The organism is Nocardiopsis sp. Huas11 (assembly GCF_003634495.1).
In the GTDB taxonomy this organism is placed as follows: domain Bacteria; phylum Actinomycetota; class Actinomycetes; order Streptosporangiales; family Streptosporangiaceae; genus Nocardiopsis.
Genome location: NZ_RBKY01000001.1, coordinates 6550861 through 6566746, shown reverse-complemented (window position 1 = coordinate 6566746; position 15886 = coordinate 6550861). Strand labels below are relative to the sequence as shown.

12 protein-coding genes are annotated in these 15886 nt (G+C 74.1%); 3 read left to right on the top strand and 9 right to left on the bottom strand.

The window, feature by feature from the left end; genetic code table 11:
- Positions 1-99 precede the first annotated feature (99 nt).
- Positions 100-1254, bottom strand: a complete 1155-nt coding sequence (locus tag DFP74_RS29585) for an enolase C-terminal domain-like protein (protein ID WP_121186793.1) — start codon at positions 1252-1254, stop codon at positions 100-102.
- A gap of 212 nt (positions 1255-1466) precedes the next feature.
- Positions 1467-2075 (bottom strand): TetR/AcrR family transcriptional regulator, encoded by a 609-nt coding sequence (locus tag DFP74_RS29580; RefSeq protein ID WP_158613076.1) that lies wholly within the window; start codon positions 2073-2075, stop codon positions 1467-1469.
- Between the two features lie 92 nt (positions 2076-2167).
- On the opposite strand from DFP74_RS29580, the gene DFP74_RS29570 reads away from it, so the two are divergent.
- Complete coding sequence (locus DFP74_RS29570; RefSeq protein WP_147453930.1) at positions 2168-3181, top strand: hypothetical protein; 1014 nt, start codon at positions 2168-2170, stop codon at positions 3179-3181.
- Positions 3182-3297: 116 nt separating this feature from the next.
- Here DFP74_RS29570 and ald read toward each other — a convergent pair whose 3' ends face one another.
- Positions 3298-4419, bottom strand: coding sequence for an alanine dehydrogenase (gene ald, locus DFP74_RS29565; protein ID WP_121186786.1), 1122 nt, complete (start codon positions 4417-4419; stop codon positions 3298-3300).
- Between the two features lie 157 nt (positions 4420-4576).
- Positions 4577-5806: an amidohydrolase family protein gene (locus tag DFP74_RS29560; RefSeq protein WP_121186785.1), complete on the bottom strand. Its 1230-nt coding sequence runs from the start codon at positions 5804-5806 to the stop codon at positions 4577-4579.
- Between the two features lie 523 nt (positions 5807-6329).
- Between DFP74_RS29560 and DFP74_RS29555 the strand changes: the two genes are divergently transcribed.
- The gene (locus DFP74_RS29555) at positions 6330-8510 is read left to right on the top strand and encodes a cytochrome c oxidase assembly protein (protein ID WP_121186783.1); all 2181 of its coding nucleotides are present in this window, start codon (positions 6330-6332) and stop codon (positions 8508-8510) included.
- 121 nt (positions 8511-8631) lie between these two features.
- On the opposite strand, the gene DFP74_RS29550 is transcribed toward DFP74_RS29555, so the two are convergent.
- From DFP74_RS29550 to DFP74_RS29540, 3 genes are read right to left on the bottom strand one after another with little or no spacing between them, the layout of a single operon-like run.
- Positions 8632-9060 carry a hypothetical protein gene (locus DFP74_RS29550; protein ID WP_121186781.1) on the bottom strand — a complete coding sequence of 143 codons (429 nt, stop codon included), beginning with the start codon at positions 9058-9060 and terminating at the stop codon, positions 8632-8634.
- A 33-nt stretch (positions 9061-9093) separates the two neighbouring features.
- Positions 9094-12123, bottom strand: coding sequence for an AAA family ATPase (locus DFP74_RS29545; RefSeq protein WP_121186779.1), 3030 nt, complete (start codon positions 12121-12123; stop codon positions 9094-9096).
- Positions 12123-13280, bottom strand: a complete 1158-nt coding sequence (locus tag DFP74_RS29540) for an exonuclease SbcCD subunit D (RefSeq protein WP_233571215.1) — start codon at positions 13278-13280, stop codon at positions 12123-12125. The genes DFP74_RS29545 and DFP74_RS29540 overlap by 1 nt, the downstream gene beginning before the upstream one ends.
- Positions 13281-13438: 158 nt before the next feature.
- Here DFP74_RS29540 and DFP74_RS29535 point away from each other — a divergent pair, with 158 nt between their 5' ends.
- Positions 13439-14185 carry a phosphotransferase gene (locus DFP74_RS29535; protein WP_121186777.1) on the top strand — a complete coding sequence of 249 codons (747 nt, stop codon included), beginning with the start codon at positions 13439-13441 and terminating at the stop codon, positions 14183-14185.
- Between the two features lie 72 nt (positions 14186-14257).
- Here DFP74_RS29535 and DFP74_RS29530 read toward each other — a convergent pair whose 3' ends face one another.
- Both DFP74_RS29530 and DFP74_RS29525 read right to left on the bottom strand, forming a co-directional pair.
- Positions 14258-14917: an O-methyltransferase gene (locus DFP74_RS29530; RefSeq protein WP_121186775.1), complete on the bottom strand. Its 660-nt coding sequence runs from the start codon at positions 14915-14917 to the stop codon at positions 14258-14260.
- A gap of 33 nt (positions 14918-14950) precedes the next feature.
- A complete protein-coding gene (locus DFP74_RS29525; protein ID WP_121186773.1) occupies positions 14951-15664 on the bottom strand; it encodes a metal-dependent hydrolase in 714 nt (237 codons plus the stop codon).
- Positions 15665-15886: the final 222 nt, after the last annotated feature.

Sequence of the window (15886 nt, the reverse complement as noted above, 5' to 3'; positions counted from 1 at the left end):
GTTTGTGGTGGCCGGGCTCACCCCTTCAGGGGGTGCCCGTGGGGTGGAACCGGTGCACGGGAGGGCGCGGGCCGGTGGGGCCGGTCGGGGAGCGTGCGGTCAGCGTCCCTGGGAGCGCCGTCCGCGGGTACGGCGGGTGGGGAGCTCGCGCAGCCCCTCGGCGTCCACGACCACCGCGCGGGCCGTGTGGTCGGCCACCGCGGCGCGGTCGACGCCGTGTCCCAGGCCGCTCTCGGTCAGCGGGACCGGGACCACGCCCTCGTGCGCGCGTACCGGGGGCGTGACCAGGTCGCGGCCGCGGCTCCCCGCCCCGGGGACCTCGACCGGCAGCGAGGCGCCGGCCAGGGAGGCCAGGGCCACGGTGGCCGCGCGGCCGACGCCGGTGCGGGCCGAGGACCCGCACCATACGGTCCAGCCCGCGTCGACGGCCCGGTCCACGGCCCGGCGGGCCTCGGTCAGGCCGCCCAGGCGTGCCAGGTCCACGTTCACGGCGCTTCCGGCCTCCGCGCGCACGGCCGCTCCCAGGTCCGCCACGGACGTCAGGGGCCGGTGCAGCGCCACCGGGGTGCGCAGCTCGCCCGACAGGCGGGCGTGGGCGGCCAGGTCGCCGGGGTCGAAGGGGTCCTCGATCGCCAGCAGGCCCAGGCCGTCGAGCGCCCGGAGGGAGTCCAGGTCGGCGGTCGACTCGGTGTAGCGTCCGCCCGCGTCCGCCTGGAGCACGAGGAAGGGGAAGCTGCCCTGGACGGCCCGGACCACGTCGGCGTCCCACCCGGGTTCGATCTCCAGGCGGATACGCCGGAACCCCGCTCCGACCTGCCGGTTCACCTCGGTGACGACGGACTCCAGCGTGACCTGCCGGGCGAGCGTGACCCCGGCGGTCAGCGCGGTGCGCTCGCCGCCCAGGGCGTGGGCCAGCGGGGTGCCCCGCTGGCGGCTCCACAGGTCCCAGCAGGCGGTGTCCAGGGCGCCGGCCACGGCCGGGTCCCAGGGCAGGTCCGCCCAGGCCTCACCGGCCTCGGTGGGCCGCAACCAGGCGTGGTCGAGCAGGGTGGGCGCGAAGCACGTGGTGAGGGCCTCCCACTGCGCCGGACCGGCCCAGGGGATCTCGCCCCAGCCGCTGACGCCCTCGCCGTCGGCCACGCGCACCAGGACCGGGCCCGCCCCGGCGCCCCGCCCGGCGGCCGAGTCGCGCAGCCCGATCAGCTCCAGCTCGACGATGCGTGTGGCCGTCGCCGATCCAGTGTGTGGTGCCACGCTGTCCCACCTCGGTGTCTGCGGTGTCCCGGAGCTCGGCCGGACGTGTGTCCGCGGCGCGGGCTGTCACTTCGACGGTACCCGCGCCGGACCGGGTCGACCACCCCGAAGGTGCGGCGAACACCACCTGGAAGGCCACATCGGGGGAGAGAGGGCAGGGAGGGCGGCGTTCTCGCCGGCGGCGTTCCAGGAACCGCATTCCCGGGCGTTGGTCAGGGGGTCTCGGAGATCCGCAGGAGTCCCCGCACGGCGCGGGCGTAGGAGCCGGGATCGATGTCGCCGATGAGCAGGCGCTGCAGGATGAAGCCCGGCATGAGCCCGAACAGGGCCCGGGCCACGAGCTCGGGGTCCTCCTCCGGGTCGAGGCGGCCGGCGCGCTGCTGCGCGCGGACGAGCTCGGCGTAGCGGTGGCGTATCCCCTGGAACCGGGCGGTCACCAGTGCGCGGACGGCGTCGTCGCGGATGGCCTCGGCCCAGACCACGACCGCGACGCGTGTGAGGTCGCCCTGCTCGCCCTGTTCGTGGGCGGTGACCGCGGTGGTGAGGTGCTCGACCATCTCGGGCAGGGTCGGCAGGGGGTCGGCCTCCAGGAGCGTGCCGATGGTGCGGTCGGCCAGCGAGGTCGCCTTGTCGGCGATCGCGACGATCAACTCCTCCTTGTTGCGGAAGTACCCGTAGACCGCCCCGGCGGACATCCCGGACTCGCGGATCACATCGGCCATGGTCGTCTTGTGGAAGCCCTGCTCTGACACGCACTTCATGGCGGCGTGCACGATCTGCAGGCGACGCTCCGCGCGGCGTTCGTCGGTGATCTTCGGCATGGGGCCACTGTAAAACGAATCTTCGTTCTTGACGTCGCGGCGTCCAGGGGCGACCATAAAAAGAAGGAACATTCGTTTTTTGGAGGTTCACCGTGTCCGCATCCACCGAGAAGCCGACGCCCTGGGGCTCCGTGGCCGCCCTGGTCGTCGCCCTCGCCGCCCTCGTCGGCGTGCTCCTGACCGCCTTCGCGTGGCCGGCCGTCGGCCAGGAGCCGCACGGCGTGCCGGTCGCCGTGGCCGGGCCCGCCGAGGCGGCCGACTCGTTCACCCGGTCCCTCGCCGAGCGGGCCGGTGAGGAGGCCTTCGAGGTCACCGAGGTGCCCGACCGCGCCGCGGCCGAGGAGCTCGTGGCCGACCGGGAGGTCTACGGCGCGTTCGTCATGGGGCCGGACGGCGCGGAGGTGCTGGTCGCCTCCGCCGCGAGCCCGGCCGTGGCCCGGCTGCTCACCGGGATCGGCGCCGCCGCGCCCGCCGAAGCGGGCGGCCCGTGGCCGGTGACGGACCTGGTCCCCGCCCCCGAGGACGACCCCCAGGGGGTCGGCGTCGCCTCCCTGGTCCTGCCCCTGGTGATCGGCGGGATGGCCGGCGCCGTCGTCATCTCCCTGCGCGTGCGCGGCACCGCGCGACGACTCGTCGGGGTCCTGGCCCTGGCCGCGCTCGGCGGCCTGGTCATGGCCGGTGTGCTCCAGGGGCTCCTGGGCGCGCTGGAGGGGCGGTACTGGCTCAACGCGGGCGTGCTGGCGCTGGGGACGGCCGCGATCGGCACCGTCCTGCTCGGCCTGCGCAACGTGTTCGGCGTCCCCGGTCTGGCGGTCGGCGCCGCGGTCACCATGCTGCTCGGCAACCCGCTGTCGGGGGTGACGTCGGCCCCCGAGTTGCTGCCGGCCGGCTGGGGCGCCCTCGGCCAGTGGCTCCAGCCGGGGGCCACCGGCAGCGCCCTGCGCTCGGTCGCCTGGTTCGACGGGGCCGGGGCAGGGCCGGCCCTGCTCACCCTCGGTCTCTGGCTGCTGGTCGGCCTGGTGCTGAGCGCGGTGCCGGGGCGCGACCGCGCACGGGCGGTGCGGTCCGACCCCGGCGCCGACGCACCGGTCGCGGTCGGCCGCTGAGCCCGTCCCCGCGCGAGTGGGGGCGCGCCGACAGAGGAGGGGCCGACCGCGCGTGCGCGGCCGGCCCCTCCTGGCGCGGCAACGGTCCCGGACCGGCGTCCGGGACCGGTCAGGGATCAGCCCTGGGCCAGGACCTCGTCCAGGGGCAGGTGCTTGAGCCCGTGGGCCTCGGCCACCGGGGCGTAGACCACGGCGCCGTCGTAGGTGTTCAGGCCGCCCGCCAGCGCGGCGTCGTCGCGCAGCGCCTGGCGCCAGCCCTTCTCCGCCAGCGCCACCGTGTAGCGCAGGGTGTCCTTGGTGAGCGCGTGCGTGGAGGTGTTCGGCACGGCACCGGGCATGTTGGCCACGCAGTAGAAGACCGTGTCGTGCACCGTGAAGGTGGGGTCGTCGTGCGTGGTGGGACGCGAGTCCTCGAAGCAGCCGCCCTGGTCGATGGCGATGTCGACCAGCACCGCGCCCGGACGCATCCGCGAGACGAGCTCGTTGGACACCAGCTTGGGCGCCTTGGCGCCGGGCACCAGGACGGCGCCGATCACCATGTCCGACTCCAGGACCGACTGCTCCAGCTCGAAGGCGTTGGACACGACGGTCTTGACCTGGCCGCGGTAGAGCTCGTCCACGTGCCGCAGCTTGTTGACGTTGAGGTCGAGCACGGTCACGTCGGCGCCCATGCCCACCGCGATCTGCGTCGCGTTCAGGCCGGACACGCCGGCGCCGATCACGGTCACGCGCGCCGGGCGCACGCCCGGGACGCCGCCCATCAGCACGCCGCGACCGCCGGCCGGGCGCTGCAGGGTCACCGAGCCCACCTGCGGGGCGAGCCGGCCGGCGACCTCCGACATCGGGGCCAGCAGCGGCAGCGAGCCGTCCGGCAGCTGCACGGTCTCGTAGGCGATGCCGGTCACCCGGCGCTCCACGAGTGCGTCGGTGCACTCGCGGGACGCCGCCAGGTGCAGGTACGTGAAGAGGGTCTGCCCCTCCCGCATGCGGTGGTACTCGGCGGGGATCGGCTCCTTGACCTTGAGGATGAGGTCGCCGGCGGCCCACACCTCGTCGGCGGTGTCGAGGATGGCGGCCCCCGCGGTCGTGTACTCCTCGTTGGTGATGGAGGAGCCGAGGCCCGCGTCACGTTCGACGAAGACCTCGTGGCCGCGACCGACGAGCTCGTGGACTCCCGCCGGGGTGATGGCCACCCGGTACTCGTGGTTCTTGATCTCGCGGGGGACGCCGATGCGCACTGTTCCTCCAACTGGTATCTCCGTTGATACCCCCACTGTGACCTGGGAAGCCGCCAGAGCGCCATCGGCAACATGCATAGCCGTCGGCAACCTTGTTGACAGCCTGTAAAAAGGTTCTGTGGGGTGTGACACCGAGTGCCACGCGTTTCGAGCGGATTCAGGCGGTGGTGTCCGGATCCTGGGGCGCGCGGCGGCCCATCACCCAGACCGGACCGACCCCGCCGATCAGTTCCCTACCCGCGTACGGGCTCGGATCCACCGCCGGGACCGTCCGTCGGCGCAGGGGGTCGAAGGCGACCAGGTCCGCGTCGCAGCCCACCGCGATCCGGCCCTTCCAGGTCAGGCCCACCAGGTCGGCCGGGGCTCGCGAGGTCCACCGTGACAGTTCGTCCAGCCCCAGTCCCCGGCGCTGGGCCGCGGTCCACAGCGCGGGCAGGTTCCAGTCCAGAGTGTGGAGCCCGTGGGCGGGCAGGTGCCCCGATCCGACGGTGGTGATCGCCGAACCCTCCGAGAGCAGCGCGCTCCACAGCGCCTTGCGGTTGGCGTCCGAGCGCACCGGAGGCCGGCACGCGTGCGCGGGGGAGTCCGTGTGGAGCGCCTCGGCGGGCAGGCACAGGTAGTGCGCGCAGGACTGCGCGGACAGCGCCACCCCGATCGACTCCGCCGCCGCCAGCAGGGCCGCGCACTCGGCCGCGGAGAACGGGCCCACGTGCGTGCGCGCGCCGACCACCCGGGCCGCCGCGATCACCCGTTCCAGCCCGCGCCGCTCCGCCCGGGGCGGGCGCTGGTCCACCGACATCGCCGGGGCGACCAGCTCGTCGGCGTCCTCGGCGTGCACCAGCAGCACCGCGTCCAGCGCCGCGATCTCGGCCATCGACTTGCGCAGCCGCGCGTCGCTCAGCGCGGCCATGTCGGGAGCGCCCCCGTCCGAGAGCGACCCGCGAAAGGCCACCACGCCCGCCGCCTGCAGGTCGGCCAGGTCCAGCGGGCCGCTCCCGCGGTTCACACCGCCCAGGAAGTACACCGAGACCGGCAGTCCCACCGCCGCGCGCTGGTGGACGTGCAGGGCGTCGGCGCACGTGATGGCCGGCCGCGCGGGCGCGGGCGCGGCCACGACGCTGGTCACACCGCCGCGCAGTGCCGCCCGGCCCATGGTCTGGTAGGCCTCGGCCAGGTCCTGGCCGGGCGCCTGGACCCCGGTGTCCAGGTCGACCGCTCCGGGCAGGAGCGCCACGTCCCCGAGGTCGGTCTCCTCGGCGGCGGACGCGGGCGCGTCGTAGGGGCCCACGGCCTCGATCCGGCCGTCTCGGACCGCCACGCTCGCGGGTCGCACCCCGTCCGGTGCGACCACCCGCGTGGAACGGACCACAATGTCGAACTCGGTCATCTGGTGTGTGGGGCCCGTGTCCCCGCCCTCGGACGGAGGAGGAAGCCCCGGCCTCCCTCTGTGTGGCGTAGGCGAAACCGTCCGCGCGTCGCGGCGGGCGCGGGTTCTCGCGCGAGGTCCCGACCGGGCCGCGCTCGGCCCGTGCGGTGGGGCTTCCACCGCCGCGGACCGCGTCCCGACCCTGACGGACTCCCGCCTGCCCGCCGGAACGGGGCGGTCTCGGGCCAGGTCGCCGGTGGTGAACGGGTGGGGCGCCGTCTCGACTCGGGCACCGAGCGTATCGCGCGGGGCCCGGCCGCACCGGGGAAACGTCACATCCGGTGGCGGGTGACGACGCTGTGCGGGACGCCCGGCCGCGGCGAGCACCGCCCGGGGCGACCCGGGTCCGAGGCCCGCGGACCACCGTCTAACCTGGGCTCCGGTGTTCCTCCGCGCGAGGCCCCCGCCGGAACGGAGCTGGCCAGCGGCGGGTGGAGATAGGACGCCGTCCAGCATCGGACCGACCTCGACGACGGAGTGGCGAGTGGCTCCTCCCGCACAGAACACGACTTCCTCCCCGCAGGAACGCGACGAAGCACCTGGCACGGGCCGTGTCCCGGTGATCGCGGGCGCCGCCGCGGCCGTGTGCCTCGGAGCGCTCGTCCTCACCCTGACCCTGGGCGGGGCGGCCTTCCCGGTCCTCATCCCCGGACTGCCGGACGCGGGCCAGGCGGTGCGCTGGGGCCTGCCGCTGTCCAAGGTCGCCATGGACGCCTCCGCGGTCGTGGCCGTCGGACTCCTCCTGCTCGCCGCCGTCCTGCTGCCCTCGGAACGCGGCCGGCTGAGCGAACAGGCCACCGGCTACGTGCGCGGGGCCACGTGGGCGGCACTGGCCTGGGCCGTGGCCGCGGTGTTCACGATGTACTTCCAGGCCTCGGAGTTCCTGGCGCGGCCCTTCGGCGGCGTGAGCGTCGACGAGGTGACCGCCTACGCGGGATCGGTCTCCAGCGGTATCGCGCTGATGTTCGTCGTCCTCATCACGACCGGGATCGCCCTGTTCGGCCGCACGGTCGTCACGGCCTCCGGTGCGCTGTGGCTCCTCGTGCTCGGGCTGATCGCCATCACCCCGCCCGCTCTGACCGGGCACTCCGCCTCCTCCGGCGCGCACGAGCTGGCCGTGACCGGGCTGGCCCTGCACGTCATCGCGATCACGGTCTGGGTCGGCGGGCTCGCCGCCGTCACCTACCACGCGGTGCGCCGCGGCGGAGAGGAAGGCTGGAGCCGACGGCTCTCGGTTGAGGGTGGTAGCCCGTCCCAGCGCGGAGCGCCCCGACGGGCGATGGTGGGCGACGGGCGGGAAGCGCCCGTCGCGGCCGCCCGGTTCAGCCGGATGGCGCTGTGGGCCTACGTCGGCGTGGCCGTCAGCGGCGGAGCCAGCGCCCTGGCCCGGCTCAACTCCGTGAGCGAGCTGGTCCTCACCGAGTACGGGCTCATCATCATCGTCAAGATCGTGCTGTTCGGGATCCTGGGCGCGTTCGGCTACCTGCACCGCGAGCACGCGCTGCGGGGGATCGAGGCCGCGCCCGCCGGACAGGAGGGGCGCTCGTTCCGGCGCGGTCCGTTCCTGCGCATCGCGGCCGTCGAGGTACTGGTCATGTCCGCCGTGATCGGCGTCTCCGTCGGACTGGGGCGCACGGCTCCGCCGCCGCCCCTGGAGGGCACGGTCGACCCGGCCGCCGCGATCCTGGGCTTCCCCGTCCCGCCGCCCATGAGCGTGCAGACCCTGCTGACGCTGTGGCGCCCGGACCTGTTCTTCATCATGCTGGTGGCGGTCGCCGGCGGGCTCTACGCCGCGGGCGTGGTCCGGCTCGTGCGGCGCGGCGACTCCTGGCCGATCGGCCGCACGGTCGTCTTCGCGCTCGGTCTGCTCACGATCGTGGCCGTGCAGCTCACCGGGTTCGCGACCTACTCCATGGTGCTGTTCTCCACGCACATGATCCAGCACATGGTGCTGTCCATGCTCGTGCCGATCCTGCTCGTGCTGGGCGCGCCCGTGACCCTGGCCCTGCGGGCGCTCAAGCCCGCGCGGCGGCGCGGCGACCGGGGCCCGCGCGAGTGGCTGAACCTGTTCCTCAACAGCCGCTTCTCGAAGGTCGTCACGCACCCGGCGGTCGCCGCCCCGCTGTTCGTGATCAGCCCCTACGCGCTGTACTTCACGCCCCTGTTCCCGGCCCTGATGAACGACCACCTCGGTCACCTGTTCATGGGCGTGCACTTCCTGCTCGTGGGGTTCCTCTTCTACTGGATCATCGTGGGCGTGGACCCCGCCCCGCGGAAGGTCCCGTACCTGCTGCGCATCCTGTTGCTGCTGGTGGTGATGGGGTTTCACGCCTTCTTCGGCATCACGATCATGATGCAGTCCGCGCCGATCGCCATGGACTTCTACAACCAGTTCGAGGTGCCGTGGCTGGAGGGCCAGGCCGAGGACCAGTACGAGGGCGGCGGCATCGCCTGGGCCCTGGGCGAGATCCCGACGGTGCTCGTCATGCTCGCGCTGGTCGTGCAGTGGTCGCGTGACGACGAGAAGGAGGAGCGGCGCCGCGAGCGCCACAGCCGCCGCGGCGGGTCCGACGACGCCGACATGGACGACTACAACGCCTACCTGGCCGAGCTGGACCGCCGCTCGCGCGGGCTGCCGGCAACGGGCACGGGTGCGGACGGCTGAGCCGGCGCGGGCCCACCTGGCCCATTCTCCATGCCCCCGCCCCGCCCGCCCCTCGGACTCCGCCCACGCGAAGGGGGCCGTCCCGTCGGTCGACGGAACGGCCCCCGAGACCGGTGCCTGCTCAGGTGGCCAGAACGGCCACTCCGGCGCCCACCAGGCCCAGCGCGAGGCAGAACACCAGGCCCAGGGCCAGGACCGGCAGTGACGGCCTCAGACCCGCGGGAACGGCGGTCCCGGTCGCCGACGCCTGTCGGCGGGCGATGACGGGCAGCAGCGCCACGTTCACGGCGTAGACCACCGCCACCACGCAGCTCGCGACCGCGAAGGCCGCCCAGAAGCCCTGCCCGCCGGACAGGGTGTTCGCCGCGGCCAGGGCGGGCAGCGCCACGAGCAGGACCACCGAGGCGACCCCGAACGCCACCCGCACCGGGGGAGTGATCCCGCGAGAGCTCCCGGAGAGCACGAGAAGAAGACCGATGAGGGCCGCCATCATGATGGCGCCCACGATTCCGAACACGGCGATGTTGACCAGCGAATTCACGCTGGTCATTCTCCCACCGCCCCGGCGCGCCCCCGACCCGGGTCAGCCGGTGTGCTCCAGGTGCGAGCCCGCGGCGCCCTTGACCACCCTGAGCCGGGTGGACACCCGCTGGTGCAGCTCAGCGACGTGGCTCACCACGCCCACGGCCCGACCGCCGTCCCGCAGCCGGTCCAGCACGTCCAGGACCTCCTCCAGGGTGTCCTCGTCCAGTGTGCCGAACCCCTCGTCGACGAACAGGGTGTCGATGTCGGTCCCGCCCGCCTCCGCCGAGGCGACGTCCCCCAGGCCGAGCGCGAGCGCCAGCGAACTGAAGAAGGTCTCGCCGCCCGACAGCGTCGCCGGGTCGCGCTCCACCCCCGTCCAGGCGTCCACGACGCGCATACCGAGGCCGCCCGCCGACCGCGCGCGCCCGTCCCCGGCCGCCTTGTCCACCGTGTACCGCAGCTCGTACCGGCCGTCCGACATGGTCAGCAGCCGGTCGTTGGCGGCCGCCACGACCTGTTCCAGCCGCGCGGCCAGCACGTACGCCGACAGGCGCACGTTGTCGGTGTTGTCCGCCGACGTGCCCGCGGCCAGGCCGCGCAGCCCCTCGGCGACCGCGTAGCGGCGCAGGACCGGCTCGCAGCCCTCCAGACGCGCGGCCAGTTCCTCGCGCAGCGCGGCCAGACGGCGCGCCCGCTCGTGCAGCATGCTCCGCCAGGCCACCGCTCGATCGGCCGCCGCGGCGGCCCGCTCGGCCGCCGACTCCGAGGCGGCCAGGTCCGGGGCGGGGGCCGCGCCGGCGGCGGTCAGCTCCGGGTCGGCCAGGACGGCCTCGGCCGCCGCCACCCCGTCGTCGTGGGACCGCGCCCGCTCGCGCAGCTCCCGACGCCGCGGCTCCTCCAGCGCGGACTCGCGCACCCGGACCTCGTCGTCGAAGCCGGACTCGGCGCGCCGGCGCTCGGCCTCGGCGGCGGCCGCGCGCAGCTCCTCCGCGGCCAGGTCGCGGGTGTTGACGGCCTCGGTCGCCGCGCGCAGCAGGTCGGCCTCCTCGGCGACCCGCGCGATGCGCTCCTCCAACCCGGGGTCGTCGCCGCGCGCCCGGTCCAGCAGCACGGTCAGGCGCTCGTGCTCGGCGACGGCGTTCTCGCGGTGGGCCCGCACCTCCGACTCCTGGCGTGCCAGGTCGGCCTCACGGGTCCGGACCCGCTCCACCTCCGCGGTGAGCTGGTCCAGCGCCTCCTCCAGCCGCTGCGCCTCCCCGGCGGCGGCGCGCGCCTCGTCCAGGGCGGTGCGCAGTGCCCGCGCCTCCTCCCGCGCGGCCGGGACCGTACGCCCCTCGGCGCGTTCGGCGGCGCCCGCGCGGCGCTCGCGCAGGGCCACGACCGCGGACTCGGCCTCGGACCGGACGGTCCCCGCGCGGTCGGCGGCCGCGTGGGCGGCCTTCTCCTCCTCCGCCGTCACCAGGCCGCCCTGGGAGGGGCGGGCCGGGCGGGGGTGGTGCTCCGCGCCGCAGACCGCGCAGGGCTCGCCCTCGACCAGGCCGGCGGCCAGTTCGGCCGCCATGTGGGTGATCCGCCGCTCACGCAGGTCCAGCGCCCGGTCGCGGGCGGCCTGCGCCGCGTCCACGGCCGCGCGGTGGCGCTCCTCGGCCGCCGCCAGGTCCCCGCCCAGGCGCTCGTGCTCGACGGCGGCCGTGCGGCGCCGCTCGGCGGCGGTCAGCGCGGCCTCGGCCGCCTCGACCTGGCCGCCCAGTTCGCGGGCCCGCCGGAGTTCGCCGACGACCCCCTCGGTCCGCGCGGGCAGGTCGGCCAGGCGGGCGCGCACCCGGGCCAGCTCGCCCTCGATGACGCCCAGCCGGCCGGTGAAACGGGTGATGGCCTGCCCCAGCGACGTACGCCGCTCGGCGTCGCCGCGCATCAGGTCCAGCCGGGCGAGCTCGTCGCGCCTGTGCTGTTCGGCGGCGCGCAGCAGCGCCTGCGGGCGTCCGCGCCCCGGCGCGTTCGGGCCCTCCGCTCCGCCGTCCGTGCCCGTGTCGGGGTCGGAGTCGACGTCGGGCAGTCCGGCGACCAGGGCCAACTGGTCGGTGACGGCGATCTCGGCCTTGTCGAGTTCGGTGCGGCGGTGGTCGCGCGCCCGCAGGAACGGCAGGACGGACTCGGCGCGCTCGGCCTCGGCCAGGCGCACGTCGATCCGGGCCCGCTCCTCGGCGGCCTCGGCGAGCCGGGCGCGCCGCTGCCGGGCCGCGGCCAGCTTCTCCTGGCGTGCCCGGACCTCGCGGTCCTCGGTCAGGGCCCGCTGGGCGCGGGCTCGCGCCTCGGTGAACTCGCGCGCCACGGCGTCGGCGTCGGCGGCGGTCGCGCCGGTGACGCAGGCGAGTTCGGCCGCCCACGCGGACAGCTCCTCCGGCAGTTCGGGCGCGGGGGAGCGGCCGACCTCGGCGATCCGGCCGGCCACGGCCCGTACCTGGTCGTTGGCGGTCTCCACCTCGCGGCGCAGCCGGTTGGCGTGCCCCTTGAACCAGTCCTCGACGTCCCGGAACACGCGGGTGTTGAAGATCCGCTCCAGGGACTCGCGGCGCTCGTCGGACTTGGCCCGCAGGAACCGGGCGAAGTCGCCCTGGGGCAGCATGGCGATCTGGCAGAACTGGTCGATGGTCAGGCCGACGAGGTCGCCGATGAACTGTCCGGCCTCGTCCGGCCGGGTCGTGACGCCCTCCCAGCGGCCGTTCACGCGCTCGCTCACGATGACCTTGGCGTTCTCGGCCAGGGTGCCGGCGCCGCGCTTCTTCGGTCGCTCCCACCGGGGACGGCGCTCGATCCGTACGCGGCGCCCCCGGACCGTGCACTCCAGGACGACCTCGGGGACGCGGTCCAGCGGCGCGTGGTCGCTCTTGGGGGAGCGGTCCCTGCCGCGCGCGCCGGGCAGGGTGCCGTAGAGCGCGAAGCACACGGCGTCCAGCACGGAGGTCTTGCCCGCGCCGGTGGGGCCGTGGATGAGGAAGAGGCCGCCCGCGCCGAGCCGGTCGAAGTCGACCCGCTCGGTACCGGCGAACGGGCCGAAGGCCTGCATGGTGAGGGTGTGCAGCCGCATCAGCGCGTCCCCTCCTGGAGCCGGACCTGTTCGATCGCCGCGTTCACCAGCGCTTCCTCCTCGGGTGTGGCGGGGGTTCCGCGGGCCCACTCGACGAAGTCGCCGATCACCTGGCGCTCACTGCGGTCGGCGACCGGCGTGGTGACCGACCGGGAGCGCTCGGTGCCGCCCTCGGGTTCGAACTCCAGCATCAGCGCGTGGGGGAAGCGTTCGCGCAGCCGGTCCATGGGGTGGGCGGGACGGCGGGGGTCGGTGAGGGTGATCTGCAACCAGTGCCCGGTGTAGGCCTGCCACTCCGGCCTGGTGAGCAGGTCCTCGATCCGGCCCCGGATCCGGGCGAGCGGCCGGGGGACGGGGGTGGGGAGGAACTCGCATCCGGCCAGGCCGTTGGCGTCCAGGTCCACGATCCAGTAGCCCTTGACGTGGTGCTCCTCGGAGAAGGAGTAGGCCAGGGGGCTGCCGGGGTAGCGCACGGACGGGGTGATGGTCTGGCGGCCGTGCAGGTGGCCCAGGGCCACGTAGTCCGCGCCGTCGTAGACCGAGGCCGGCACGTGGGAGGCGCCGCCCACCGAGATGTCGCGTTCGCTGTCGGAGGGTTCGCCGCCGGTGACGAAGGCGTGTGAGAGGACCACCGAGCGGGTCCCGGGGCGCTCGGCCAGATCGGCCCGGACCAGGTCCATGGCGTGGCCGAGGGCGGCCGCGTGCCCGCGCTCGGGCAGGTCCCAGTGGTGCCGGGCGATCTCCGGCTCCAGGTAGGGGATGCCGTAGAAGGCGACGGGCCCGTGCGCGTCCTCGATCACGACCGGTGTGCCGACGCCGTCCAGGGAGCTGCGCAGGTGCACGCCCGAGGCGTCGATGAGCCCGGTGGCGAACGACATCCGGGTCAGGGAGTCGTGGTTGCCGCTGATGAGGACGGCGCGGGCGCCGGTGGCGCGGATCCGGCCGAGCGCGCGGTCGAACAGGCGGACGGCGTCCACCGGCGGCAGCGCTCGGTCGTAGAGGTCGCCGGAGACGACCACCACGTCGATCCGCTGGTCGCCGATGGTGTCGACGAGGTGGTCGAGGAAGACGGACTGGGCGTCGATGAGGTTCTCCCGGTGGAAGGAGCGACCCAGGTGCCAGTCCGAGGTGTGCAGCAGGCGCATGGAACTGGACACTACCCAAGTGGCGCCGGTGCCCGGGTGGAAATCCGCTGCGAGAGGCGTGCTCTCGGCGTCGCGCACGCGGCCGCCGGGCGGCGGGACGCGGTCGGCCGCGCGGGCGCACGCGACAAACCCGGTGACGCCGGCGGTCCTCCCCGGGATACTGGTCGCCCATGGACGAGATCGAAGTCGTCGTGGCCCATGCCGAGCGCGCGACCCTGCGCGCCGGCGACGTGTTCCTGAAGGTGGACGCCGACCAGGCGCGCGCCGGCGTCGAGGTCGAGGCGATGTCCCTCGCGCCGGTCCCGACCGCGCGGGTCCTGTGGCGCCGGCCGCCCGTGCTCGCGCTCGCCGCCGTCCCGGGGAGGGCGCTCGCCCGTCTCGGTGAGCCGTCGACCGCGTCGTCGGCGGCGTGGGCCGCGGCGGGCGCCGCCGTCCGGCGGCTGCACGAGGCGCCGTTGCCGCCCTGGCCCGGCCGGCGCCGCCGGAGCCCCGACGAGGTGGCGGCGGAACTCGACGGCGAGTGCGCTGCGCTCGTGGCGCAGGGTCTCCTGCCCGCCGACCTGGTCGCCCGCAACCGCCAGGTCGCCGAGGCGGCGCTGCGGCCGTGGACCCCGGTGTTCACGCACGGCGACCTGCAGATCGAGCACGTCTTCGTCGACGGCGACGAGGTCACCGGCATCCTCGACTGGTCCGAGGCGGGCCGGGGCGACGCCCTGTTCGACCTCGCCACCCTGACGATCGGACACGGGGAGCACCTCGACGACGTCATCGCCGGCTACGGCGCCGGCGTCGACCGCGACGTGATCCGCGCGTGGTGGTCGGTGCGAAGCCTGCTGGGGGTTCGCTGGCTGGTCGAGCACGGCTTCGACCCCTTCGCGCCGCGCTGTGAGGTCGACGTGCTGCGAGCCCGGATGTGAGGCCGAGGCCGCGCGGCCTCGGCCGTGTTCTTCTGCGGGCTTTCGGGCCCGGAATGCTGTAAAAAACGCGGCCTAGTGCTTGCGGGCCAGGGTCAGTCCGTCGCCGATCGGCAGCAGGACCTGGGTGACGCGGTCGTCGGCGACCAGGTGGTCGTTGAAGTCGCGGATGCCCTGCACGGCCTCGGCCGTGGCGGCGCGCTCCACCACGCGCCCGTGCGAGAGCGTGTTGTCGGCCAGCAGGAGCCCGCCCGGGCGCATCCGGGGGACCAGCTCCTCCCAGTAGTCGACGTAGCCGGTCTTGTCGGCGTCCAGGAAGGCCAGGTCGAAGCCGGGCTCGCGGGGCAGCGCCCGCAGGGTGTCCAGGGCGGGGCCGAGCCTGAGCGTGATCTTGTGGCCGACCCCCGCGCGCTCCCAGTAGCGGCGGGCGACCGAGGTCCACTCCTCACTGACGTCGCAGGCCAGCAGGGTCCCGTCGTCGGGGATGCCGCGGGCCAGGCAGAGGGAGGAGTAGCCGGTGAACGTACCGACCTCCACGACGTCGCGCGCCCCGGACGTCTGGGCCAGGAGCGTGGTGAAGACACCCTGTTCGGGGCCGATCTGCATGCCCTTGACGTCGGGGAAGAGCCGCTCGGTCTCCGCCACCAGGTCGGCGAGGACGTCGTCCACGGGTGTGGTGTGGGCGACGATGTAGGAGTGCAGTTCCGGGCTGAGGTTCTCCGAGGTTCGAGTCACGGACGCCAGCCTAGGACAGGGACCCCGCGATGCTCAGTATTCCGGCAGCAGGGTCGACCAGTCGAAGAGGTAGACGGAGAAGAGCACGACGCCGATGGTCAGCAGCGGGGTGACCACCTTCTGCTCGACCGGGCCGTTGGTCTTGAACCCCTTGTCCTGACCGATGCGCTTCTTCCAGAAGGGCCAGAACATCGGCACGCCCATCTTGGTGATCATGTCGCCGAAGAAGTGCAGGATGACGCCGAAGGCCACCGCCAGGCCCAGCCAGGTGTAGTTGAGCCCGGCCGCGTACAGCGTGAGCGTGATCGCGCCCGTGGCCATGGCGTTGATGATGCCCGACGCGGCCTTGTTCTTGTCCAGGCCGAAGCCGAGCCCCTGGAGCGCGATACCGATGAGCAGGAACACGAAGATCTGCACGGCCAGCTCCGACCACAGGGCCAGCAGCGTGACGACCACACCCATCAGCGCCGCGAAGAAGAACGAGTGCGTTCCCATGCGGTGGCCGCCGAAGGCCCAGTTGAAGATGTCGCTGAGCACCTCGGTGACCTTGCCGTAGGTCCGGGTGATCGTGGCGCTCTTGTGGTCGAGGTCGGGCAGCAGGGCGGCCCCCGCGCACACGAGCGAGCCGGCGACGATCTCACCGGGCCCCAGGTGGAAACTGATCCCGAGGAATTCCCTTCCCTGAACGAGAGGAACGACCGCCATCCAACCGACCACGCCACTCAGTGCGTGCGAGTGCCCCATCATGGCGGGAACCGTAGCGGAGTATCGCAACCCTCGCGAATCGGGGCGAGTTCCGGACGGACACTACGGACACTTCGCGCACACGAAACACTGACGCCCCGGGTCGGGGACGCGAATGCGTTGCGATGTCAGTGACCTGGGCGTAGGTCATTGACCTTAAACGCGTTCCGTTGGTAGACAACCAACACCCCCAGGTGGTTCGCCACCAGCCCACGATCCTGACAG